At 58.5% G+C, this 21,839-nt stretch carries 17 protein-coding genes; 13 read left to right on the forward strand and 4 right to left on the reverse strand.

The features are described from left to right. Positions 1-176: 176 nt before the first annotated feature. Positions 177-437 carry a DUF1471 family protein YbiJ gene (gene ybiJ, locus PU683_RS17395; RefSeq protein WP_277173673.1) on the forward strand — a complete coding sequence of 87 codons (261 nt, stop codon included), beginning with the start codon at positions 177-179 and terminating at the stop codon, positions 435-437. Between the two features lie 108 nt (positions 438-545). On the opposite strand, the gene ybiB is transcribed toward ybiJ, so the two are convergent. Beyond that, positions 546-1,514 (reverse strand): DNA-binding protein YbiB, encoded by a 969-nt coding sequence (ybiB, locus tag PU683_RS17400; protein ID WP_277173675.1) that lies wholly within the window; start codon positions 1,512-1,514, stop codon positions 546-548. Between the two features lie 25 nt (positions 1,515-1,539). Beyond that, positions 1,540-3,681 carry an ATP-dependent DNA helicase DinG gene (gene dinG / locus PU683_RS17405; RefSeq protein ID WP_277173678.1) on the reverse strand — a complete coding sequence of 714 codons (2,142 nt, stop codon included), beginning with the start codon at positions 3,679-3,681 and terminating at the stop codon, positions 1,540-1,542. Positions 3,682-4,047: 366 nt separating this feature from the next. Between dinG and licT the strand changes: the two genes are divergently transcribed. The 4 genes from licT (at position 4,048) to PU683_RS17425 (ending at position 9,761) form a co-directional block, all read left to right on the forward strand. Further along, the gene (licT, locus tag PU683_RS17410; protein WP_277173680.1) at positions 4,048-4,884 is read left to right on the forward strand and encodes a BglG family transcription antiterminator LicT; all 837 of its coding nucleotides are present in this window, start codon (positions 4,048-4,050) and stop codon (positions 4,882-4,884) included. A 159-nt stretch (positions 4,885-5,043) separates the two neighbouring features. Continuing rightward, the gene (locus PU683_RS17415) at positions 5,044-6,876 is read left to right on the forward strand and encodes a beta-glucoside-specific PTS transporter subunit IIABC (protein ID WP_277173682.1); all 1,833 of its coding nucleotides are present in this window, start codon (positions 5,044-5,046) and stop codon (positions 6,874-6,876) included. Between the two features lie 11 nt (positions 6,877-6,887). Beyond that, positions 6,888-8,360 carry a glycoside hydrolase family 1 protein gene (locus PU683_RS17420; RefSeq protein WP_277173684.1) on the forward strand — a complete coding sequence of 491 codons (1,473 nt, stop codon included), beginning with the start codon at positions 6,888-6,890 and terminating at the stop codon, positions 8,358-8,360. Between the two features lie 9 nt (positions 8,361-8,369). Beyond that, on the forward strand, positions 8,370-9,761 hold the full coding sequence (locus PU683_RS17425; RefSeq protein ID WP_277173686.1) for a glycoside hydrolase family 1 protein: 1,392 nt from the start codon (positions 8,370-8,372) through the stop codon (positions 9,759-9,761). A 625-nt stretch (positions 9,762-10,386) separates the two neighbouring features. Here the strand turns inward: PU683_RS17425 and rhlE are convergent. Then, complete coding sequence (gene rhlE / locus PU683_RS17430) at positions 10,387-11,814, reverse strand: ATP-dependent RNA helicase RhlE (RefSeq protein ID WP_277173688.1); 1,428 nt, start codon at positions 11,812-11,814, stop codon at positions 10,387-10,389. 282 nt (positions 11,815-12,096) lie between these two features. On the opposite strand from rhlE, the gene cecR reads away from it, so the two are divergent. From cecR to PU683_RS17455, 5 genes are read left to right on the forward strand one after another with little or no spacing between them, the layout of a single operon-like run. Continuing rightward, positions 12,097-12,771: a transcriptional regulator CecR gene (cecR, locus tag PU683_RS17435; RefSeq protein ID WP_023479037.1), complete on the forward strand. Its 675-nt coding sequence runs from the start codon at positions 12,097-12,099 to the stop codon at positions 12,769-12,771. Continuing rightward, positions 12,771-13,766 (forward strand): secretion protein HlyD, encoded by a 996-nt coding sequence (gene hlyD, locus PU683_RS17440; protein ID WP_277174322.1) that lies wholly within the window; start codon positions 12,771-12,773, stop codon positions 13,764-13,766. The genes cecR and hlyD overlap by 1 nt, the downstream gene beginning before the upstream one ends. Then, entirely contained in the window at positions 13,759-15,498 is a 1,740-nt protein-coding gene (locus PU683_RS17445) for an ATP-binding cassette domain-containing protein (protein WP_277173690.1), read from the forward strand. The genes hlyD and PU683_RS17445 overlap by 8 nt, the downstream gene beginning before the upstream one ends. Continuing rightward, the gene (locus PU683_RS17450; RefSeq protein ID WP_277173692.1) at positions 15,488-16,621 is read left to right on the forward strand and encodes an ABC transporter permease; all 1,134 of its coding nucleotides are present in this window, start codon (positions 15,488-15,490) and stop codon (positions 16,619-16,621) included. Before PU683_RS17445 ends, PU683_RS17450 begins: the two co-directional genes overlap by 11 nt. Before the next feature lie 9 nt (positions 16,622-16,630). Then, entirely contained in the window at positions 16,631-17,737 is a 1,107-nt protein-coding gene (locus PU683_RS17455; RefSeq protein ID WP_277173694.1) for an ABC transporter permease, read from the forward strand. Here the strand turns inward: PU683_RS17455 and PU683_RS17460 are convergent. Beyond that, positions 17,690-18,109 (reverse strand): YbhQ family protein, encoded by a 420-nt coding sequence (locus PU683_RS17460; protein WP_277173696.1) that lies wholly within the window; start codon positions 18,107-18,109, stop codon positions 17,690-17,692. The two genes, PU683_RS17455 and PU683_RS17460, sit on opposite strands and share 48 nt — an antisense overlap. Positions 18,110-18,242: 133 nt before the next feature. Here PU683_RS17460 and PU683_RS17465 point away from each other — a divergent pair, with 133 nt between their 5' ends. The 3 genes from PU683_RS17465 to PU683_RS17475 are packed head-to-tail and all read left to right on the forward strand — an operon-like array spanning position 18,243 to position 21,210. After that, positions 18,243-19,004 (forward strand): endonuclease/exonuclease/phosphatase family protein, encoded by a 762-nt coding sequence (locus PU683_RS17465; RefSeq protein WP_277173698.1) that lies wholly within the window; start codon positions 18,243-18,245, stop codon positions 19,002-19,004. Next, entirely contained in the window at positions 19,001-20,245 is a 1,245-nt protein-coding gene (gene clsB / locus PU683_RS17470) for a cardiolipin synthase ClsB (protein WP_277173700.1), read from the forward strand. Before PU683_RS17465 ends, clsB begins: the two co-directional genes overlap by 4 nt. Continuing rightward, positions 20,245-21,210, forward strand: a complete 966-nt coding sequence (locus PU683_RS17475; protein WP_277173702.1) for a lysylphosphatidylglycerol synthase domain-containing protein — start codon at positions 20,245-20,247, stop codon at positions 21,208-21,210. The genes clsB and PU683_RS17475 overlap by 1 nt, the downstream gene beginning before the upstream one ends. Positions 21,211-21,839: the final 629 nt, after the last annotated feature.

Genomic DNA, 21,839 nt, shown 5'->3' on the forward strand with positions numbered 1-21,839 from the left:
ACCCTTTCTCGCTTTTTTATCTTTTTAACCTTTATGTTTCAAAAACATAAGCATTGTTCAATTTTTTAGAACAAGGCTTTCAATTCTCTTCGATTTTCTCGCTGATAAAAAACCGTGATACTTATCACATCGACGGAACATCGTCCAAAATTCAGTATAACCTGCGAGAGAAACTTATGAACGCCATTAAATATGCTGTTGCCGCTGTCGCATTATCGACCCTCTCTTTCGGTGCTTTTGCGGCACAACCTGTGAACCCTGCTCAGGCAGGCGAACTCAACAAAATCGGTGTGGTTTCCGCTCATGGCGCAACCACACTGGACGGCCTTGAAGCACGCCTGGCAGAAAAAGCCAAAGCGGCGGGCGCTTCCGGCTACAGCATCCAGTCCACCAGCGGCAACAACAAGCTGAGCGGCACTGCGGTTATCTACAAATAACCTGCCCCGCGTTTTACCCCGGCATTTTAACCCTCTGCCGGATGCACCACCCTCATTGACCCTTATTGCCCTTTGCATGGCCCGTCCAGGATTGTGACGGGCTTTTTTTTATCCCACTGTCGCCGCGACGCGCGCCATCCCCTCTTCCAGCGTCTGCGCTTCACCGCTCGCCACCAGACAGCAGGCCAGCTGCACCTTTAGAGAATCCGGCACCGCTTCGCGCCCGCTCAGGCAGCGCTCGATCCAGCGCGCGGTGCTGTCCGCATCTTTCGCCGCACCCGCCGCCGCAGGTTCAAGCGCCGCATCACTGCGGGCAAAGAGCACGCGCTCGCCTGCGGGATCGATCAGGTTCATCTGCGGGCAGCGCTGCGGGTTGGCATACACCTCCCCTTCGGTGCCCTGCAGCAACAGGCCGCGCCCGCCAATATCAGCGAAAAATTTCCCCACCCGGGTGAGATACTCCGGGTGCGAGACGCTGGAGAGGCGCAGCGCCGCCTCTTCGGCAAACGGGGTCGCCAGCTTCGCCAGCGTATGCGCGCTGTTACGCACCCCCATGCGCCAGCGCAGCCCCAGCTGATCCTCCAGCGGCGGGCAGAGCGCACTGACCGGAATATAGACCGGCTGATGCCCCTCCAGCTTCGCCTGCGCCTGCCCGGCAAGCGTTGTGGCTTCAATACCTAACAGGGCGAAAATGGTTTCGCTGACGACGCGGGTCGGATCTTCGCTGACGCCGTGCACCACCACCGGAAAGCCCAGTTTACTCAGCAGAATCGCCAGCAGCGGTGTCAGGTTTGCCTGCTTGCGCGCGCCGTTATAGCTCGGAATCACTACCGGCATCGGCTTCGCCACCGGCGGCGTCAGCTTCATTGTCCGCTCCTGCATCGCCGCATAGAAGCCGCGCATTTCGGCCTCGCCTTCCCCTTTAATGCGTAGCGCAATCAGGATTGCGCCCATCTCCAGTTCCGGTACCTCGCCGTTGAGCATCTTCGCGTAAAGGCTGCGGGCGGTGTCAATATCAAGGTCGCGGGCGTGATTTTTCCCCCGGCCAACCTCTTTAATGATGGTGCGGTAATCCATGGACTCTCCTTGCGTGCTCACATCGTTAACGGCGCCTGCGGCGCTTCTGTTCTGGTTTCTTCACTATAACGTCAGGCATCGGCGGTTGGGAAATTGGAAATATTGGCAGTGCATCAAGCAGGCGTTTCCCATAACTCTTGGTCAACAGCCGCTTATCGTAGATCACCACTTCACCGCGACACTCGTGGCTGCGGATCAGGCGCCCGACCTGCTGAATAAGGTTAAACGAGGCGCTCGGCAGGCTCTGCACTTCAAAGGGGTAACGCTTAAGGCTTTTCAGCCACTCCCCTTCGGTGATCACCACCGGGCTGTCGATAGGCGGGAAAGCAATCTTATGGATATGCACCTGCGTGAGGTAATCCCCCTTCAGATCCAGCCCCTCGGCGAAGGATTGCAGGCCAACCAGCACGCTGCGCTCGCCGCCATCAATGCGTTTACGGTGCAGCTCCACCAGCCGGTAACGGGGTTGATCGCCCTGCACCAGCAGCAGCAGACGCAGGTCAGGCACGTAGGTGAGAAAGAGCTGCATCGCGCGCTGGCTGGCAAAAAGCACCAGCATTCCGCGGTGCGCTTTGCTCTCTACCTGCTCACGAAACCAGGTCGCCATCTCCGCGATATGCTGCTCTTCGTTCTCCATCAGCGGCTCGTAGCGCATCTGCGGAATAACAATCTTCCCCTGCTCGACATGGTTAAACGGCGAGTCAAGGCTGACAAAGCGATCGCCCGCTTTCTCTTTCAGGCCGCTCATCTCCTGCAGGCGGTTGAAGCTGTTAAGTGAGCGCAGGGTCGCCGAGGTAACGACGATATGCGGCACGCTGCGCCAGAGCAGCTTTTCCAGTTGATCGCTGACGCGAATGCCGACACAGTGAAACTGCAGGTGCAGCTGCCCGTCGCGCACCTCGCGCGTCACCCATTTTGAGACCGGCGCGCCGGAGGCCTGCGCCATCGACGCCAGCCGCCAGAGCTTGCTCTGGCTCTCAAACATCCCCAGCGCGCGGTTCATCTGCAAAATCACCCGGTGCAGGCGCACAACGTCATGGCTGCCGGTTTTCTCACTGAGATCGTTGAGAAACAGCTCCGCCAGCCCGCGCAGCATCTCGGTCAGTTTCGCCAGCCGCTGGCAGATCTCCATCACTTCATCCGGCAGTTCACCCATCGTAAAGCGGTGCTCCGCCTCCTGCCCGGCCGGAAGATAGAGGTTAAGAATGGCGTTGAGCGAAGCAATCAGCTCAAACAGCTCTTCACAGTGGGCGTTGAGCCGCTCGGGCGTGGCCAGCGGCGGCAGGGTTTTCGGGCGAAACTGCTCAAGACAGGTCGCCACCAGTTTGGTGAAGAGATCGAGCTGCAGCTGATACCAGCCGGCGGTGATCTCCGCCGACATCTCGAGCGCATCACGCGCAACATCCGGCAGATGGTGGCCTTCATCCAGCACCAGCAGCAGGTTTTTTGGCTCCGGCAGCACCGCTTCGCTCTCCATCGCCGCCATTACCAGCGCGTGGTTGGCGACCACCACTTCGGCTTCCTGGATCTCCCGCCGCGCCACGAAGAAGGGGCATTCACGGTAGTAGTGGCAGTTGCGGTTCAGGCAGCCCGCTTTATCGGTGCTCAGGCGTCGCCAGAGATCGTCGCTGATGGCTTTATCAGTGTGATCGCGCAGGCCATCCCACTTATCGCTGTCGAGATCGGCTTTTAACGACGCGCAGCGCGTCTGCTCCTCTTTGTTGCCGGGCGTCAGCTCATCATCAAGAAAGGCCAGCAGATCCTGCTGCCTGGGATCGCTGCTGGCGAGTGCTGCGAGATTGCGTGGGCAGACATAGCGCCCGCGGCCAAAGGCGGCGGTGAAGCGTAAATCGGGGATAATTTTACGCAGTAGCGGCAGGTCTTTACTGAAGATTTGATCCTGCAGCGCCACGTTGGCGGTGCTGACCACCAGCGTTTTCTGCTCTTCACGGGCAATCGCGATGCCCGGAATGAGGTATGAGAGGGTTTTACCCACCCCGGTCGGCGCTTCAATCGCCAGATGGCGGCCCTCATCGCCCGCCAGCGTTTTTGCCACGTCAGCAATCATCTGACGCTGCGGCGCGCGGGGAATAAAGTCCGGGATCTGTTGTTGCAACGCCTTATACCAGGCGGCAATTTGCGCTTTTAACGCGGCGGTAAGGGCCATTCGATAACCTGAAATACTGTATAAACGGCCACTATTGTGGCACTTTTTCGCCCACAGGAGCGAACGCTTTTTGCCGTTATGGAAGCGCGCGCGTAAATCGCGCAACACGCTTCGACCGATAACCCGGCCTGGGGGCAGCGCTGCGCGTCAGGCAGAGGATACTTTTCGCAAAGCCGATCACAAATTGGCAGATCCATTTATGAAACCGCTTTCGGATGCGTTGAACATTGATATGGTCAATGCTAGCTTTTTAACTGCATTACGCTTGTTACCGAATATCGGGCAAAACCTAAATGCAGACTGAAGGGATTATTCCGTCCCTGGCTGTATTTACGTTTTGCCCGTTTTTGTTTGCAGGAGTTGGCGATGCTGGTCAAACAAATATTAAATAATAACGTTGTCAGCGCCCTCGATGAGCACGGCGTTGAGGTTATTCTGACCGGGCGCGGCCTCGGGTTTAATACCCAGAGCGGTGACCGCGTCAATATGGAGGCCATCGAGAAGATATTCCACCTGAAAGACTCCCGGCTCTCGGCCCGTTTTAAAGATCTGGTGAGCGAAGTGCCGGTGGAAATTGTCCAGCTAACGGCGGATATTGTCGCCCTCGCGCGTGAAACCCTGCCGCATAAATTAAGCGACGGGCTGTATGTCACGCTTGCCGATCACCTCCATTTTGCCCTGCAGCGCAGCGAAACAGGCGAGAGTTTAACCAACCCGCTGGAGTGGGAAGTGCGCCACTTTTACACCGCCGAGTACGCCATCGGCCGCCAGGCGCTGGGGATGGTGGTGGCGCGCACCGGCACGCTGCTACCCGACAGCGAAGCGTGCAGCATCGCCCTGCACGTTGTGAACGCCGGGCTAAACGATACGATGGGAAAAACCACGCAGATCACCCGGCTTATTTATCAGCTGCAAAATATCGTCAGATACTTTTTTACCCTGCCGCCCGATGAGCACACCCTCAATTACCAGCGTTTTATTACCCACTTAAAATTTTTCGCGCAGCGGGTGATTGCCGGCGAGGTATTAAATAACGATGACGAGGAGTTATTTGCCATGGTTGAGCGCCGCTACCAGACGACGCTGAAGTGCGTTAACGCCATTAGCGAGTTTGTCGGCAAACATTATCACCACTCCATGAGTAACTCCGAGAAACTTTATCTGACTGTGCATATCGAAAATGTGGTGCAACGGTCAGCGTAATCCACCCGGCAGGCAGCCAGGCCTGCGGCGTGAAAAAATGAATTCCATCCAGGCTTGTTACTGTTAAATCAGGCAAACCCCAGAGGAAACAAGGTATCGGCCAAGGCCGGTGTTTGTTGATGACGCCAGAAAATCGGGCGTCTGTCTGGAGGAATGAGCATGAACTACCCTGAAACCGCGCAGAAGATCATTGCGCATATTGGCGGCAAGGAGAATATCCTGTCGCTATTTCACTGCATCACCCGCCTGCGTTTTCTTCTTCACGATCATGATAAGGTCGATCGCGCGGCGCTGGACGCGCTGGATGGCGTGATCGGCGTAAATATCTCTGGCGATCAGTACCAGCTGATTATCGGCAATGAGGTCGCCCCGCTCTGCGAAGCGCTGCTCGCGCAACTGCCGGGCGTCTCCTCAAGCGCCAGCAGCAGTAAACGGCGTAACCCGGTGTCGGTGGTACTGGAGGGGTTATCAAGCATCTTTTCGCCCATCATCCCGGCGATTGCCGGGGCCGGGATCCTGAAAGGGGTGCTGGCACTGATGGTCGCCATGCAGTGGCTTCAGACCAGCAACCAGACTTATCAAATCCTGCTCGCCATCAGTGACGGCGTCTTCTACTTTATGCCGCTGGCACTCGCCTTCAGCGCCGGGAATAAGTTTGGTGCCAACCCCTATGTCGCCGTAGCGCTCGCCGCCACCCTCTTCCACCCGGCGATCCAGACGCTGTTTAAATCCGGCCTGCCGGTGAGCTTCCTCGGCCTGCCGGTGCCAACGGTCAATTACGCCTCGACGGTGATCCCGATTCTGCTGGCGGTGTGGCTGCTAAGCCGGGTGGAGAAGCTGATTGACCGCATCATGCCCGGCGTGCTGAAAACGATGTTTGTCCCGCTGCTAAGCCTGGTGATTGTCGCGCCGATTACGCTGATGGTCATTGGACCGCTGGGGATTTTCGCCGGCAACGCGCTCTCCGGCGGCATTATCTGGCTGGTGGAGAATATGGGCATCGTTGCGGGCGTGGTGGTCGGCGGCACACTGTCACTGATCATCATTACCGGCATGCACTATGTGCTGGTGCCGATCATGATTAACAACATCAGCACCATGGGCTTCGACCCGTTCAAAATCCTCTTTTATGTCGCCAACCTCGGCCAGGCGGGTGCGGCTTTTGGCGTGTTTATCCGCGCACGCGATAAAAAGCTGAAGTCGCTGGCGCTCTCCACCAGCTTCAGCGCGATGATGGGCATCACCGAACCGGCGATGTATGGCGTCAATATCCGCTACAAACGCCCCTTTGCCGCCGCGCTGCTGGGCGGCGCGATTGGCGGCGGCTTTGCCATGGCGATGGGGGTGAAAACCTACGCTTTTGCCCTTAGCGGCTTGCCCGGCCTGCCGGCGCTGGTCGGTCCGACCTTTCTCTGGGCTATCGTCAGTATCGCGCTCTCCTTTCTCTCCGCTGCCGTGCTGACGGTGATCCTCGGTTTTGAAGAGAAGGTGGTGGCCGGCGTCAGCCCGGTAAAGATCGCGCGCGAGCAGGAGCGGCTCTTCGCCCCGGTCAGCGGCACGCTAAAAGCCCTCAACACCCTGAGCGACCCGGTCTTTGCCGATGAAATTTTCGGTAAAGGGTTGGCCATCGACCCGAGTAACGGCGAGCTACGCTCCCCGGTCAACGGTAAGGTCGAATCGCTGTTTGAAACTCACCACGCGCTGGCGCTGGAGAGCGACACCGGTGCCGAGATCCTGATCCACATCGGTATCGACACGGTGAAACTCGGCGGCCAGCACTTCACCAGCCATATTGCGCCCGGGCAGAACGTAGAGGTGGGCGATCTGCTGGTCAGTTTTGATCTCGCCGCGCTGCGGGCGGCGGGGATCGATCCAAGCGTGATCGTGGTGGTCACCAACAGCGAACAGTACGTCGATATCAGCCCGGTAAAAACAGATGGCGATGTCGCCAGCCGGGACGCTTTTCTCACATTGACCGCAAGCGCGGCATAAGGAGCACATCAGTGGCTTACTCGAAATCATTTCCGGAAGGGTTTTTATGGGGCGGCGCAACGGCGGCCAACCAGCTGGAAGGCGCATGGAATGTCGATGGCAAAGGGCTCTCCGTCTCCGATGTCTACACCTTTGATATCAACACGCCGCGTGAGCGCTGGCTCGATCAGTGGCTCGGCATGACCCACGCGCAGGTGCGCGAAGCGCAGGATCCTGACAGCAAAAAGTACTACCCAAAGCGCAAAGGCAACGACTTCTACCACCACTTCAAAGAGGATATCGCGCTGTTTGCCGGTATGGACTTTAAGTGTTTTCGCATGTCGATTGCGTGGACGCGCATCTTTCCGCGCGGGGATGAAACCACGCCCAACGAAGCGGGGCTGGCATTTTATGACGAGGTGTTTGACACGCTGCGCACGCACGGCATTGAGCCGATTGTTTCCCTCTCCCATTACGAGATGCCGCTGGCGCTGGTTACCGATTACGGCGGCTGGCCGAACCGCCAGCTGGTCGATTTCTATGTCCGCTTCGCCACCACCGTCTTTACACGCTATCGCAAAAAGGTGAAGTACTGGATGACCTTTAACGAGATCAACTGTGTGAAGCACCACCCCTATGTCAGCGTCGGGGTGATCGAGGAGGATAACCCGCATCTTGAGCAGGATAAGTACCAGGGTGCGCACCACCAGTTTGTCGCCAGCGCACTCGCCACCAAAGCGTGCCATGCCATTATTCCCGGCTCGCAGATGGGCTGCATGATCAGCTACCAGATGCTCTATCCGCACACCTGCCATCCGGATGATTTGCAGGCCTGTGAAGAGATGCAGCGCGTGTCGCTCTTCTTCAGCGATGTGCAGGCACGCGGCTACTACCCCGCCTACACCGATCGCATGCTGGCGGAAAAAGGGGTGACGCTGCAAAAGGTGGTTGGCGATGATGAGATCCTGCGCCAGCACCCGGTCGATTTCGTCTCCTTCAGTTACTACATGTCGAGCACCGTCAGCGCCAACCCGGCATTGCATGACGGCGCAGAAGGCAACCTGATCACCGGCGGCATTCGTAACCCACACCTCACCACCAGCGAATGGGGCTGGCAGATTGACCCGAAAGGGCTGCGGCTGGCGCTCAATCAGCTCTATGACCGTTACCAGAAGCCGCTGTTTATTGCTGAAAACGGCCTCGGCGCGGTGGATACCGTCAAGCCGGATGGCTCCATCGACGACGATTACCGTATCGACTACCTGCGCCAGCACGTGGTGCAGATGCAGGAGGCGATTGCCGACGGCGTCGACCTCTTCGGTTACACCTGGTGGGGGCCGATTGACGTGGTCAGTGCCGGGACGGCGCAAATCTCCAAGCGGTACGGCTTTATCTATGTCGATCAGGATGATATGGGCAACGGCAGCCAGGCGCGCTCACTGAAGAAAAGCTACCACTGGTACAAAAAACTGATCGCCTCGAACGGCGAAGACTTAGCGGATTAAGGAGCGGATATGTCTGTTTTTCCGAACGACTTTTTATGGGGCGGCGCGATTGCCGCCAATCAGGCGGAAGGCGCGTGGGACGAAGATGGCAAAGGGCCCTCTATCGCCGACGTGGTGCGCGGCGGTATTGCCTCCGGTAAACATGATGCGGTGATCGACCCGACGCTCTACTACGCCAGCCATCAGGCGGTCGATTTTTACCATCGCTACAAAGAGGATGTCGCGCTCTTCGCCGAGATGGGCTTTAAATGCTTTCGCACCTCGATTGCCTGGTCGCGCATCTTCCCGCGTGGAGATGAGACCACGCCCAACGAGGCGGGGCTGCGATTTTACGATAATCTGTTTGATGAACTGTTGAAGTACGGCATTGAGCCGGTGATTACGCTCTCGCATTACGAAACACCGCTGGCGCTCTATCAGGAGTATGGCGGCTGGAAAAACCGCCAGCTTATCGACTTCTTCACCCGCTACTGCGAAACGGTGTTCCGCCGTTATCAGGGCAAGGTCAAATACTGGATGACCTTTAATGAGCTGAACAACATGAACCGCATGCCGTTCGCCACCGGCGCGGTGGATGTTGATGCCAGCCCGCAGGAGATTTGGCAGGCGAACCACCATCAGTTCGTTGCCAATGCGCTGGCGAACAAGCTCTGCCACGAGATCATGCCTGATGCGCTTATCGGCTGTATGTTGTCGCTGAGCACCGTCTACCCGGCGAGCTGCAACCCGGAAGATATCTTCTCGACCATGCAGCTGCGCCGCCGCTCGCTGCTCTTCTCCGATGTGATGATGCTGGGTGAGTACCCGGCTTACGCTAAACGGCTGCTGAACGAGCTGGGGGTGAAGCTGGAGACGGCGGAGGGCGATATGCAGCTGCTGAAGGAGTACCCCTCCGATTACCTCGGCTTTAGCTACTACCGCAGCGTGCTGCACCAGGCGGGCGGGCAGTTCCGCGTTGATACCGGCGGCACTGCCGGGCTGGATAACCCCTTCCTTGAGAAGACCGAATGGGGCTGGCCTATCGATCCGCTCGGTTTTCGTATCGTCTGTAATGAGCTGGCGGACCGCTACCGCAAACCGCTGTTTATTGTCGAAAACGGTTATGGCGGCGTTGATGAGGTGCAGGCCAACGGGGAGATTAATGACCAGGCGCGCATCGATTATGGCCGCCGCCATATTCAGGCGATGGCGGAGGCGATCGCGGATGGCTGCGAGATTATGGGTTACACCTGGTGGGGACCGATTGATATTGTCAGCGCCGGCACCGGCGAGATGAAAAAGCGCTACGGCTTTATCTATGTCGATAAAGATAATGAAGGCAACGGCACGTTGAAACGCAGCAAGAAGCGCAGCTTCGCCTGGTATCAGCAGGTTATCGCCAGTAATGGAGAGGTGTTGTAGAAGCCCGGCCTCTGAAACCGCGTAGGCCGGATAAGCGTGTAACGCGCCATCCGGCGTTATTTCTGCGCCACCGATTGCCGGATGGCGGCTGCGCCTTATCCGGCCTACCAAAACGAGCCTACCGCGACATCAATGTTACTTTTATCTGCGATATAGCAGCGAGGTGTTGTGTCCCCGCTGAAATCGGCGAACCGAAGCGGGAATGACAAGGTCTGGACGCCATGGATGGCGGACAGAGGCGAACCGAGGCATGGAGCGAGTCCCGTAGGGGCGAGCAAGCCGAGTCGAGCCGGCCGCAGTCAGGCACGCGGGAGGTGAGCGCAGTGCGAAGCACCGATTTCCTCGCGGGGCCGCGGGGATTGACAAGGGGAGCGCGGCCGCTTCCCTTGTCCCGTTCACCGCTTAAGAGATGAATGAAACTCCCGAACGCATGGTGAACGGAACCCTTCCACCAATGCCACATGGCTGGCCCATTGCCGGATGACGCTGACGCTTATCCGGCCTACGCCGTTCCAGTGAGCTCATTCCAGCGGCACCATAAAAAAACCACCATCCGGCGTAATGCCCGATGGCGGCTTCGAGTGCCGGGTCACCAAAAACCTACCCGGCCTGAACGGAAACAGAATTACGCGGAAGCGGGCTTACGCGGACGGCGACGGCGCGCGCCGTTGTTTGCCGGTTTCGCTGCACCGCCATCAAGACGGCGGTTGCCCACTGGCTTCGCGGCTCCGCCTTCCGATTTCGCGGCTCCGCCGTCGTTACTGCGACGCGGGTGACGCGCTTTCTGCGTCTCACCTTCACTGCGGCGCGGCGCGGACTGGCTGCGACCGCCGCCGCCCTGCCCGCGTCCACCGCCTCCCTGACGGCCGCCATTCTGACCGCGACCATTCTGAATGGGCTCCGCTTTAATCGACGGATCCGGCTCATAGCCGGCAACCGCAATACGCGGAATCTCTTTTTTCAGCAAACGCTCAATGTCGCGCAGCAGTTTATGCTCGTCGACACAGACCAGCGACAGCGCTTCGCCGGTGGCGGCAGCACGGCCGGTACGCCCGATGCGGTGCACGTAATCTTCCGGCACGTTCGGCAGCTCATAGTTGACGACATGCGGCAGCTCTTCGATATCGAGGCCGCGCGCGGCGATATCCGTGGCTACCAGCACGCGAATCGAACCGGATTTAAAGTCTGCCAGCGCGCGGGTACGTGCGCCCTGGCTCTTGTTACCGTGGATCGCCGCACTGGTAATGCCATCTTTATTCAGCTGTTCAGCCAGGTGGTTGGCGCCATGCTTGGTGCGGGTAAAGACCAGCACCTGCTGCCAGTTACCTTCGCCAATCATCTGCGACAGCAGCTCCCGCTTGCGTTTCTTATCCACGAAGTGAACGTGCTGCGTCACCTGTTCGGACGCGGTGTTACGGCGTGCGACTTCAATTTCCAGTGGGTTGTGCAACAACTTTTCCGCCAGCTGTTTGATCTCATCCGAGAAGGTCGCGGAGAAGAGCAGGTTCTGACGCCTGGACGGCAGTTTCGCCAGCACGCGGCGAATATCGTGGATAAAGCCCATATCCAGCATACGGTCAGCTTCATCCAGCACGAGAATTTCCACGCTGTCGAGCTTCAGGGCGTTTTGATGTTCAAGATCGAGCAGACGACCCGGAGTAGCCACCAGGATGTCGACGCCGCCGCGCAGTTTCATCATCTGCGGGTTAATGCTGACGCCGCCGAAGACGACCATCGAACGAATATTGAGATAGTGGCTGTACTCCTGCACGTTCTCACCCACCTGCGCCGCGAGTTCGCGGGTTGGGGTCAGGATCAGGGCGCGGACCGGACGGCGGCCTTTCGCGTGAGGCTGGCTCTGCACCAGACGTTGCAGCAGCGGCAGCGTGAAACCGGCGGTTTTACCGGTCCCGGTCTGGGCGCTGGCCATCAGATCGCGGCCTTGCAGCACCGCAGGGATCGCCTGCTGTTGAATAGGGGTTGGCTCGAGGTAACCCTGCTCCGCAACTGCGCGCAGGATATCCGGATTCAGGCCAAGGGCATCAAATGACATAACAACTCCGCACCGCCCCGACCTGTCACAGGTGTAGTTTTCGAGGAGATAATAGGTAGACTGATGACAAAAACCACAATGTCATGAAGGTGCGGAGTGTATCAGCTTTTGTGATCCGGCGCATAAAATATCCCGCGTCAATGACTCAGCAAGATATCTGCCCGCTTCATTCTCTGAAAAAGGCATAAATTTAGCCCCCCTCACATTTTCTGCGCAAAAATTGGACAACCTTTTTTCAGCGTCGTAGAGTTAATCAATCGATTGATTAATTTTATAGCCTCCATGAATAGCACACCGACCACCAGCAAAGGCGAACAGGCCAAAAATCAGTTAATTGCTGCCGCCCTTGCGCAGTTTGGCGAGTATGGCCTGCATGCCACCACGCGGGATATCGCCGCCCAGGCCGGGCAGAATATCGCTGCCATTCCCTACTACTTCGGCTCGAAAGAGGATCTCTATCTCGCCTGCGCGCAGTGGATTGCCGACTTTATTAGCCACCATTTTCAACCCCACGTGCAGGCCGCCGAGGCGTTGTTCGCCGAGCCTGAGCCAGACCGCCCGGCGATCCGCGCGCTGATCCATCGCGCCAGTAAAGAGATGCTGACGCTGCTGACCCATGATGAAACCCTCAACCTGAGCAAATTTATCTCCCGCGAGCAGCTCTCCCCTACCCGCGCGTATCAGATCGTGCACGAGCAGGTGATCGATCCGATGCATCAACATTTGACGCGCCTGCTCGCCGCTTACACCGGCCAGGATGCCGACAGCACGCAGATGGTGCTGCATGCTCACGCCTTAATCGGCGAGATCCTCGCCTTTCGCCTGGTGCGGGAAACCATTTTGCTGCGTGCAGGCTGGACGCAGTTTGACGAAGAGAAAACGGAAATGATCTTTCAAGTCATCACCTGCCATATCGATTTTATTTTGCAGGGATTAACGCACAGGAGTCCGGAGTGATGAAAAAGCGTAGCGTTGTGGTATTACTCAGCGTGGTGGTGCTGGCGATGCTCGCCGGCGGTGGGTACTGGTATCAAAGCAGGCAGGACGACAGCCTGACGCTGTATGGCAATGTTGATATCCGCACCGTTAATTTAAGTTTTCGCGTCGGCGGGCGTCTGGCGGCACTGCAGGTCGATGAGGGCGACAGCGTGCAGGCCGGGCAGAAGCTGGGCGAAATCGACCGCGCGCCCTATGAAAACGCGCTGTTACAGGCCAAAGCCAACGTCTCTACTGCTGAAGCAAAATATGCGTTAGCCACCGAAGGCTACCGTGCCGAGGAGATCGCCCAGGCCGCCTCCGCCGTCCGCCAGGCGCAGGCGGCGTACGATTACGCGCAGAACTTCTACCAGCGCCAGCAGGGGCTGTGGAAAACAAAAGTGATTTCGGCAAACGATCTGGAGAACGCCCGCTCCTCGCGCGACCAGGCGCAGGCGACGCTCAAATCGGCGCAGGATAAATTGCGCCAGTTCCGCGCCGGTAATCGCCCGCAGGAGATCGCCCAGGCGAAAGCGGGTCTCGAACAGGCGCAGGCCGCACTCGCTCAGGCAGAGCTTGATCTCCAGGACACCACCCTTGTCGCGCCGAGCAGCGGCACGGTGCTGACCCGCGCCGTTGAGCCGGGCAGCATGCTCAATGCCGGCAGCAGCGTGTTAACGCTATCGCTGACCCGCCCGGTGTGGGTACGCGCCTATGTAGATGAGCGCCATCTGCACCAGACGCGCCCGGGCGCTGAAATTCTGCTCTACACCGATGGCCGCCCGGATAAGCCCTATCACGGCAAAATTGGCTTTGTCTCGCCGACCGCCGAATTTACCCCGAAAACCGTTGAGACGCCGGATCTGCGCACCGACCTGGTGTATCGCCTGCGCATTATCGTCACTGATGCCGATGATAACCTGCGTCAGGGGATGCCGGTGACGCTGCGCTTCGCCGACGAGGCGCGTCATGAATGAGCGGACCATTCAACTCGACGGGCTGGTAAAAGCCTTTCCCGGCATGGAGAAGCCCGCGGTGGCGCGGCTGGATTGTGAAATCAGGGCCGGTTACGTCACCGGGCTGGTCGGCCCGGACGGCGCGGGGAAAACGACGCTGATGCGCATTCTGGCCGGGCTGATGAAGCAGAATGAGGGGCGCGTACGCGTGCTTGGCCTCGATCCTATCGACAATGACAGCGAACTGCACGCCGTGCTCGGCTATATGCCGCAGAAATTTGGCCTCTATGAAGATCTGACCGTCATGGAGAACCTGATCCTCTATGCCGATCTGCGCAGCGTCACCGGCGAGAAGCGCCAGCAGATGTTTACCCGCCTGCTTGAGTTTACCTCCCTCGCCCCTTTCACCGACCGGCTGGCGGGCAAACTCTCCGGCGGCATGAAGCAGAAACTGGGTCTGGCCTGCACGCTGGTCGGCGATCCCCAGGTGTTACTGCTCGATGAACCAGGCGTCGGCGTCGACCCCATTTCGCGGCGTGAGCTGTGGCAGATGGTGCATGAGCTGGCGGGCGAGGGCATGCTGATCCTCTGGAGCACCTCCTATCTTGATGAAGCGGAGCAGTGCCGCGATGTGCTGCTGATGAATGAGGGCGAACTGCTCTATCACGGCGAGCCAAAAGCGTTAACCCGCAGCATGGCCGGGCGCAGCTTTCTGCTCACCAGCCGCGATGAGAATAACCGCCGCCTGCTGCGGCGCATTCTCAAGTTGCCACAGGTGAGCGATGGCGTGATCCAGGGGCGGTCGGTACGCATGATCCTGAAAAAAGGGACCGATGTGCAGGCGATTCACGCCGCGCCAGCGATGCCGACGCTACACATTGAGGAGACTGCTCCGCGCTTTGAAGATGCCTTTATCGACCTGTTAGGCGGCGCGGGCGCCGCCGAGTCGCCGCTTGGTGCCATTCTCCACTCCGTGAAGGGCGACGCCGAAGAGACGGTGATTGAAGCGAGATCGCTTACCAAAAAGTTTGGCGATTTCGCCGCCACCAACGAAGTCAATTTTGCCGTCAAGCGCGGCGAGATCTTTGGTCTGCTCGGCCCGAACGGCGCGGGCAAATCAACCACATTCAAAATGATGTGCGGCCTGCTGGTGCCCACCGCCGGCCAGGCGCTGGTGCTGAATATGGATCTCAAAGTGAGCTCCGGCAAAGCGCGCCAGCGCCTCGGCTATATGGCGCAGAAGTTCTCCCTCTACGGCAATCTGACGGTGGAGCAGAACCTGCGCTTCTTCTCCGGTGTGTACGGCCTGCGTGGCAGCGCGCAGCGCGAGAAGATGGCGCGGATGAGCGAAGCGTTTGGCCTGCAGGCGATTGCCCGCCACGCCACGGATGCACTGCCGCTTGGGTATAAACAGCGCCTGGCGCTGGCCTGCTCGCTGATGCACGAGCCGGACATTCTTTTCCTGGATGAACCCACCTCCGGCGTTGACCCCCTCACCCGCCGCGAGTTCTGGCTCCATATCAACAGCATGGTGGAGAAAGGGGTGACGGTGATGGTCACTACCCACTTTATGGATGAGGCGGAGTATTGCGACCGCATTGGGCTGGTCTATCACGGCAAACTGATTGCCAGCGGCACGCCGGACGAGCTTAAAGCGCAGATCGCCGACGACACCCACCCGGACCCCACCATGGAGCATGCATTTATCACGCTGATTCAGAACTGGGACAAGGAGCATAGCAATGCGCGTTAACGCCCTCTCCTGGCGGCGCGTACGGGCGCTGTGCGTCAAAGAGACGCGGCAGATCGTGCGCGACCCGAGCAGCTGGCTGATTGCGGTGGTGATCCCGCTGCTGCTGCTGTTCATTTTTGGCTACGGCATCAATCTCGACTCCAGCAGACTGCGCGTCGGCGTCCTGCTTGAGCAGCGCAGCGATGAGGCGCTCGACTTTACCCATGCGCTCACCGGCTCGCCCTATATTGACGCCACCATCAGCAGCGATCGCCAGCAGTTGATCGAAATGATGCAGGCCGGGCGCATCCGTGGCCTGGTCGTAATTCCGGTCAACTTCGATGCACAGATGGCAAGACCCGCCGGGGTGGCACCGATTCAGGTGATCACCGACGGCAGCGAACCGAATACCGCCAATTTTGTGCAGGGCTATTTGCAAGGGATCTGGCAACTCTGGCAGGCACAGCGTGCGGAAGATCGCGGCGAGAGCTTCACGCCGCTAATCGATGTGCAGACCCGCTACTGGTTCAACCCGGCGGCCATCAGCCAGCACTTTATTATTCCCGGCGCGGTGACCATTATCATGACGGTGATTGGCGCGATCCTCACCTCGCTGGTGGTGGCGCGCGAGTGGGAGCGCGGCACTATGGAGGCGCTGCTCTCCACTGAGATCACCCGCGCCGAGCTGCTGCTCTGTAAGCTTATCCCCTACTACTTTCTCGGCATGCTGGCGATGCTGCTCTGTATGCTGGTGTCGGTCTTTATTCTCGGTGTGCCCTATCGCGGCTCGCTGCTGATCCTGTTCCTGCTCAGCAGCCTGTTTCTGCTCAGCACTCTCGGCATGGGGCTTCTGATCTCCACCACCACCCGCAACCAGTTTAATGCCGCGCAGGTGGCGCTGAACGCCGCGTTTCTGCCGTCGATTATGCTCTCCGGTTTTATCTTTCAGATCGACAGTATGCCGGCAATCATTCGTGCGGTGACCTATATCATCCCGGCGCGTTACTTCGTCAGCACGCTGCAAAGCCTCTTTCTGGCGGGCAATATTCCGCTGGTCCTGACCATTAATATGCTGTTTCTGGTGGCCTCCGCCGTGATGTTTATCGGCCTGACGTGGCTGAAAACAAAACGCAGGCTGGATTAAGGAGAAGCCATGTTTCACCGTTTATGGACGCTGATCCGCAAAGAGTTGCAGTCTCTGCTGCGCGAGCCGCAAACTCGCGCCATTTTGATTCTGCCGGTCATTTTTCAGGTGCTGCTCTTTCCGTTTGCCGCCACGCTTGAGGTGACCAACGCCACTATCGCTATCTATAACGAGGATAACGGCAGGCACGCGGTGGAGCTGACCCAGCGCTTCGCCCGCGCCAAAGCCTTTACCAACGTGCTGCTACTGCACAGCCCGCAGGAGATCCGCCCGACGCTGGATACGCAAAAAGCGCTGCTGCTGGTGCGCTTCCCGGCGGATTTTTCCCGCGATCTCGACAGCGGCAAAGCGGCGCAGATGCAGCTGATCCTCGACGGGCGTAACTCCAACAGCGCGCAGATCGCCGCCAACTACCTGCAGCAGGTGGTGAAGGATTATCAGCAGGAGCTGCTCGCCGGGCAGCCGAAGCCGAATAACAGCGAGCTGGTGGTGCGCAACTGGTACAACCCGAATCTGGATTACAAATGGTTTATCGTGCCGTCGTTGGTGGCGATGATCACCACCATCGGCGTGATGATTGTCACTTCCTTATCGGTAGCGCGCGAGCGGGAACAGGGCACCTTCGATCAGCTGCTAGTGTCGCCGCTCGCCACCTGGCAGATCTTTATTGGCAAAGCGGTGCCGGCACTGATTGTCGCCGCGTTCCAGGCGACGATTGTGCTGCTGTTCGGCATTCTGGCTTACCAGATCCCGTTTGCCGGATCGCTGCTGCTCTTCTACTTCGCGATGCTGGTTTACGGTCTGTCACTGGTCGGTTTCGGGCTGTTGATCTCGTCGTTTTGTGAAACACAGCAGCAGGCGTTTATCGGGGTATTTGTCTTTATGATGCCGGCGATCCTGCTTTCCGGGTACGTTTCGCCGGTGGAGAACATGCCGGTGTGGCTGCAGGAGTTAACCTGGATTAACCCAATCCGGCACTTTACCGATATCACCAAGCAGATCTATCTGAAGGATGCCAGTCTGGAGATTATCTGGGGAAGCCTCTGGCCGCTGATAGTGATTGCCCTGTCAACGGGCACCGCGGCGTACGCCATGTTTCGTCGCCACACGGCCTAGCCGTTTCTCTTTGGTTAAGAGTGAGACCACCGCCGGGCCGCCAAGGATGGCCAGCCCGGCAAGCGCCAACAGATAGTTGTTTTGCAGCACCCGCGAGAGCAGCCAGATGGCGATAAGCGATGCGCCAAAATACCAGGTGGTGGTGAGCTCCTCCAGCACGTCGCCAATGCCGCGCCAGCCAGCGTCATGATGGCGCTGAAAAAAGAGCATCAGCAGCACGGTGACGCCATAAAGCACGCATAGCCCGAGCCCCACGTGCACCAGTCTGCCGCTCATCCAGCCCATCACCAGTATCGCCACAATCATCAAATGCAACATAATCTGCCAGCAACTCAGGCCGGTTGCGACACGAACACGTTGTTGCCACTTCATGGCATCTCTCCGCAAGCATTTTACTCTTGTAGAAGAGTACCCCGATCTACGGAAAATTCTGTAACCCCGGCTTTTTTTGTGACAGGGACTACAATTTATTTCTATACAGGAGAGTGATGCTGGCAGGAGATTTATGACCCAACACGCGCGACCATTTTCATTAAAAGTACTGACGATTAACACACACAAAGGCTTCACCACCTTCAACCGGCGCTTTATTCTGCCCGAGTTGCGCGATGCCGTGCGCCTGGTGAGCGCCGACATCGTCTGCCTGCAAGAGGTGATGGGTGCCCACGAAGTGCACCCGCTGCGCGTTGAGAACTGGCCCGATACCACCCACTACGAATTTATCGCCGATACCATGTGGAGCGACTTCGCTTACGGGCGCAATGCGGTCTATCCTGAAGGGCACCACGGTAATGCGGTGCTGTCACGCTATCCGATTGAACACTACGAAAACCTCGACGTCTCGGTTGATGGCAGCGAAAAGCGCGGCCTGCTCTACTGCCGGATTGTGCCGCCCGATTATGGCGGCGCGGTACATGTCCTCTGTGTTCATCTTGGGCTGAAAGAGTCGCACCGCCAGGCGCAGCTCGCCATGCTGGCGGAGTGGGTCAACTCCCTGCCGCAAGGGGAGCCGGTGCTGGTGGCGGGGGATTTCAACGACTGGCGGCAAAAAGCGAACCAACCGCTTAAAGCGCAGGCCGGGCTTGAGGAGATCTTTACCCGGGCGCATGGCCGCCCGGCGCGCACCTTCCCGGTCACTCTGCCGCTGCTGCGCCTCGACAGAATTTATGTCAAAAACGCCAGCGCCAGTGCGCCCACCGCGCTGCCGCTGCGCAACTGGCGTCATCTGTCCGATCATGCCCCCCTGAGTGCGGAGATCCATTTATGAAATGTAGCTGGCGGGACGGTAATCGCATCCAGTTGCTGGAAAATGGTGATAACTACTATCCGGCGCTCTACGATGCGATTGAAAAAGCGCAACAGAAAGTGATTCTCGAAACCTTTATCTGGTTTGAAGATAAGGTCGGCAAAGAGCTGCACGGCGTGCTGCTGCGCGCCGCCCAGCGCGGCGTCAGTATTGAGGTGCTGCTCGATGGTTACGGTTCGCCCGACTTAAGCGAGTCGTTTGTCAGCACTCTCACTTCGGCGGGCGTGATTTTCCGCTATTACGATCCGCGCCCGCCGCTGCTCGGGATGCGCACCAATGTCTTTCGTCGCATGCACCGCAAAATTGTGGTGATCGACAACAGCGTCGCTTTTGTCGGCGGGATTAACTACTCGGCCGAGCATCTCTCTGATTATGGCCCCGAGGCGAAACAGGATTACGCGGTGCGGGTTGAGGGGCCGATTGTCGAAGATATTCTGCAGTTTGAGCTGGAAAACCTGCCCGATAATGCCCCGGCGAAACGCTGGTGGCAGCGCCGCCGCCACCGCCCGGAAGAGAACCGCAAACCGGGTGAAGCGCAGGCGCTGTTTGTCTGGCGCGACAATGACGATCACCGCGACGATATTGAACGCCACTACCTGAAGATGCTGGCCAACGCCCGCCGGGAAGTGATTATCGCCAATGCCTACTTCTTCCCCGGTTACCGTCTTTTGCACGCGATGCGTAACGCTGCCCGTCGCGGCGTCACCGTTAAGCTGATTGTGCAGGGCGAGCCGGATATGCCGATTGTCAAAGTGGGCGCGGAGCTGCTCTATAACTACCTGCTGAAAGGCGGTGTGAAGGTGTATGAGTATCGCCGCCGTCCGCTGCACGGCAAAGTGGCGCTGATGGACGATCACTGGGCGACCGTTGGCTCCAGCAACCTCGACCCGTTAAGCCTGTCGCTCAACCTTGAAGCGAACCTGATTATTCACGATCGCGAGTTCAACCAGACGCTGCGCGAGAATCTGCAAAAGATTATTGAGCAGGATTGTAAGCAGGTGGATGAGTCGATGGCACCAAAGCGCACCTGGTGGAACCTGGGGAAAAGCGTGGTGGTGTTCCACTTCTTACGCCACTTCCCGGCGCTGGTCGGCTGGTTGCCGGCGCATACCCCTAAACTTGCTGAAGTGGGACCGCCGGTGCAGCCGGAGATGGAAACCCAGGACAGAAACGAAGCACAGCACTCGGGAGCAAAACCCTGATGTCAACATCACATCCGCGCTGGCGGTTGGCTAAAAAAATTCTCACGGTGATCTTTTTTATCGCCGTTATTGTTCTGCTGGTGCTCTACGCGCAGAAGGTGAACTGGGAAGATGTCTGGAAGGTCATTCATGATTACAACCGTACCGCCCTGCTGAGCGCGGTGGCGCTGGTGATCATCAGCTATGTGCTGTATGGCTTTTACGATCTGCTGGGCCGCGCCTACTGCGGGCATAAGCTTGCGAAGCGCCAGGTGATGCTGGTGTCGTTTATCTGTTACGCCTTTAACCTGACGCTCAGCACCTGGGTCGGCGGGATTGGTATGCGCTATCGCCTCTACTCGCGGCTTGGGCTGCCGGGCAGCACCATTACGCGCATCTTCTCGCTCAGTATTACCACCAACTGGCTGGGCTATATTCTGCTCGGCGGGCTGATCTTTACCTTTGGCGTGGTGGAGATCCCGGCGCACTGGTATATCGACGCCTCGACGCTGCGCATTGTCGGCGTGGTGTTGCTGCTGATTATTGCCGTGTACCTGTGGGGCTGCGCGTTTGCCAAGCGCCGTCACGTCACCATCAAAGGCCATAAGCTGGTGCTGCCGTCGTGGAAATTCGCGGTCGCGCAGATGGTGATCTCCAGCGCTAACTGGATTGCGATGGGGGCGATTATCTGGATCCTGCTCGGCATGCGCGCCGACTTCTTCTTTGTGCTTGGGGTGCTGCTGGTCAGCAGTATCGCCGGGGTGATTGTGCATATCCCGGCGGGCATCGGCGTGCTGGAGGCGGTGTTTATCGCCCTGCTCGCCAGCGAGCATGTGTCGCAGGGAATTATTATCGCCGCCCTGCTCGCCTATCGCGTGCTCTACTACTTCCTGCCGCTGCTGCTGGCGCTGATTGGTTATCTGCTGCTGGAGAGTCGCGCCAGGAAGCTGCGGGCGAAAAACGAGAAGGCAATGGCGCAGCAGTGATGGTGCCGACTGATTGCCGCTGAAACGGCGTAGGTCGGATAAGCGTGTAACGCGCCATCCGGCATATTCGGCGGCACCCATGCTACATGGGTGGAATGGTTCCGTTCACTATGCGTTCGGGAGTTTCATTAATCTCTTATGCGGTGAACGGGACAAGGGAAGCGGCCGCGCTCCCCTTGTCAATCCCCGCGGCCCCGCGAGGAAATCGGTGCTGCGCACTGCGCTCACCTCCCGCGTGTCTGACTGCGGCCGGCTCGACTCGACTTGCTCGCCCCTACGGGACTCGCTCCCTGTCTCGGTTCGCCTCTGTCCGCCATCCATGGCGTCCAGACCTTGTCATTCACGCTTCGGTTCGCCGATTTCAGCGGGGACACAACCCCTCGCTGCCATATTGCAGATAAAAACCGCACCGGTGTCGCTGAAAGCACGTTTTTGTAGGCCGGATAAGGCAAAGCCGCCATCCGGCAATTGTGCCGCGGTGATAACGCCGTTCCAGCGGCTGCATTCCCTTAGGCCGGATAAGGCGAAGCCTGCATCCGGCAAATTTGCCGCGTTGAGAATGCCGGATGGCGCTGGCGCTTATCCAGCCTACGCGGTTTCAGCGGGTTCATTATCGATTGCCAGATGGT

The organism is Candidatus Kosakonia sp. 282A-S69 (assembly GCF_029433855.1).
GTDB classification, from domain to species: Bacteria; Pseudomonadota; Gammaproteobacteria; order Enterobacterales; family Enterobacteriaceae; genus Kosakonia; species Kosakonia cowanii_A.

Coding starts and splice junctions, on each gene's coding strand:
- ybiJ (WP_277173673.1), top strand. CDS start 177: ATGAACGCCATTAAATATGCTGTTGCCGCTGTCGCATTATCGACCCTC.
- ybiB (WP_277173675.1), bottom strand. CDS start 1,514: ATGGATTACCGCACCATCATTAAAGAGGTTGGCCGGGGGAAAAATCAC.
- dinG (WP_277173678.1), bottom strand. CDS start 3,681: ATGGCCCTTACCGCCGCGTTAAAAGCGCAAATTGCCGCCTGGTATAAG.
- licT (WP_277173680.1), top strand. CDS start 4,048: ATGCTGGTCAAACAAATATTAAATAATAACGTTGTCAGCGCCCTCGAT.
- PU683_RS17415 (WP_277173682.1), top strand. CDS start 5,044: ATGAACTACCCTGAAACCGCGCAGAAGATCATTGCGCATATTGGCGGC.
- PU683_RS17425 (WP_277173686.1), top strand. CDS start 8,370: ATGTCTGTTTTTCCGAACGACTTTTTATGGGGCGGCGCGATTGCCGCC.
- rhlE (WP_277173688.1), bottom strand. CDS start 11,814: ATGTCATTTGATGCCCTTGGCCTGAATCCGGATATCCTGCGCGCAGTT.
- cecR (WP_023479037.1), top strand. CDS start 12,097: ATGAATAGCACACCGACCACCAGCAAAGGCGAACAGGCCAAAAATCAG.
- hlyD (WP_277174322.1), top strand. CDS start 12,771: ATGAAAAAGCGTAGCGTTGTGGTATTACTCAGCGTGGTGGTGCTGGCG.
- PU683_RS17445 (WP_277173690.1), top strand. CDS start 13,759: ATGAATGAGCGGACCATTCAACTCGACGGGCTGGTAAAAGCCTTTCCC.
- PU683_RS17450 (WP_277173692.1), top strand. CDS start 15,488: ATGCGCGTTAACGCCCTCTCCTGGCGGCGCGTACGGGCGCTGTGCGTC.
- PU683_RS17455 (WP_277173694.1), top strand. CDS start 16,631: ATGTTTCACCGTTTATGGACGCTGATCCGCAAAGAGTTGCAGTCTCTG.
- PU683_RS17460 (WP_277173696.1), bottom strand. CDS start 18,109: ATGAAGTGGCAACAACGTGTTCGTGTCGCAACCGGCCTGAGTTGCTGG.
- PU683_RS17465 (WP_277173698.1), top strand. CDS start 18,243: ATGACCCAACACGCGCGACCATTTTCATTAAAAGTACTGACGATTAAC.
- clsB (WP_277173700.1), top strand. CDS start 19,001: ATGAAATGTAGCTGGCGGGACGGTAATCGCATCCAGTTGCTGGAAAAT.
- PU683_RS17475 (WP_277173702.1), top strand. CDS start 20,245: ATGTCAACATCACATCCGCGCTGGCGGTTGGCTAAAAAAATTCTCACG.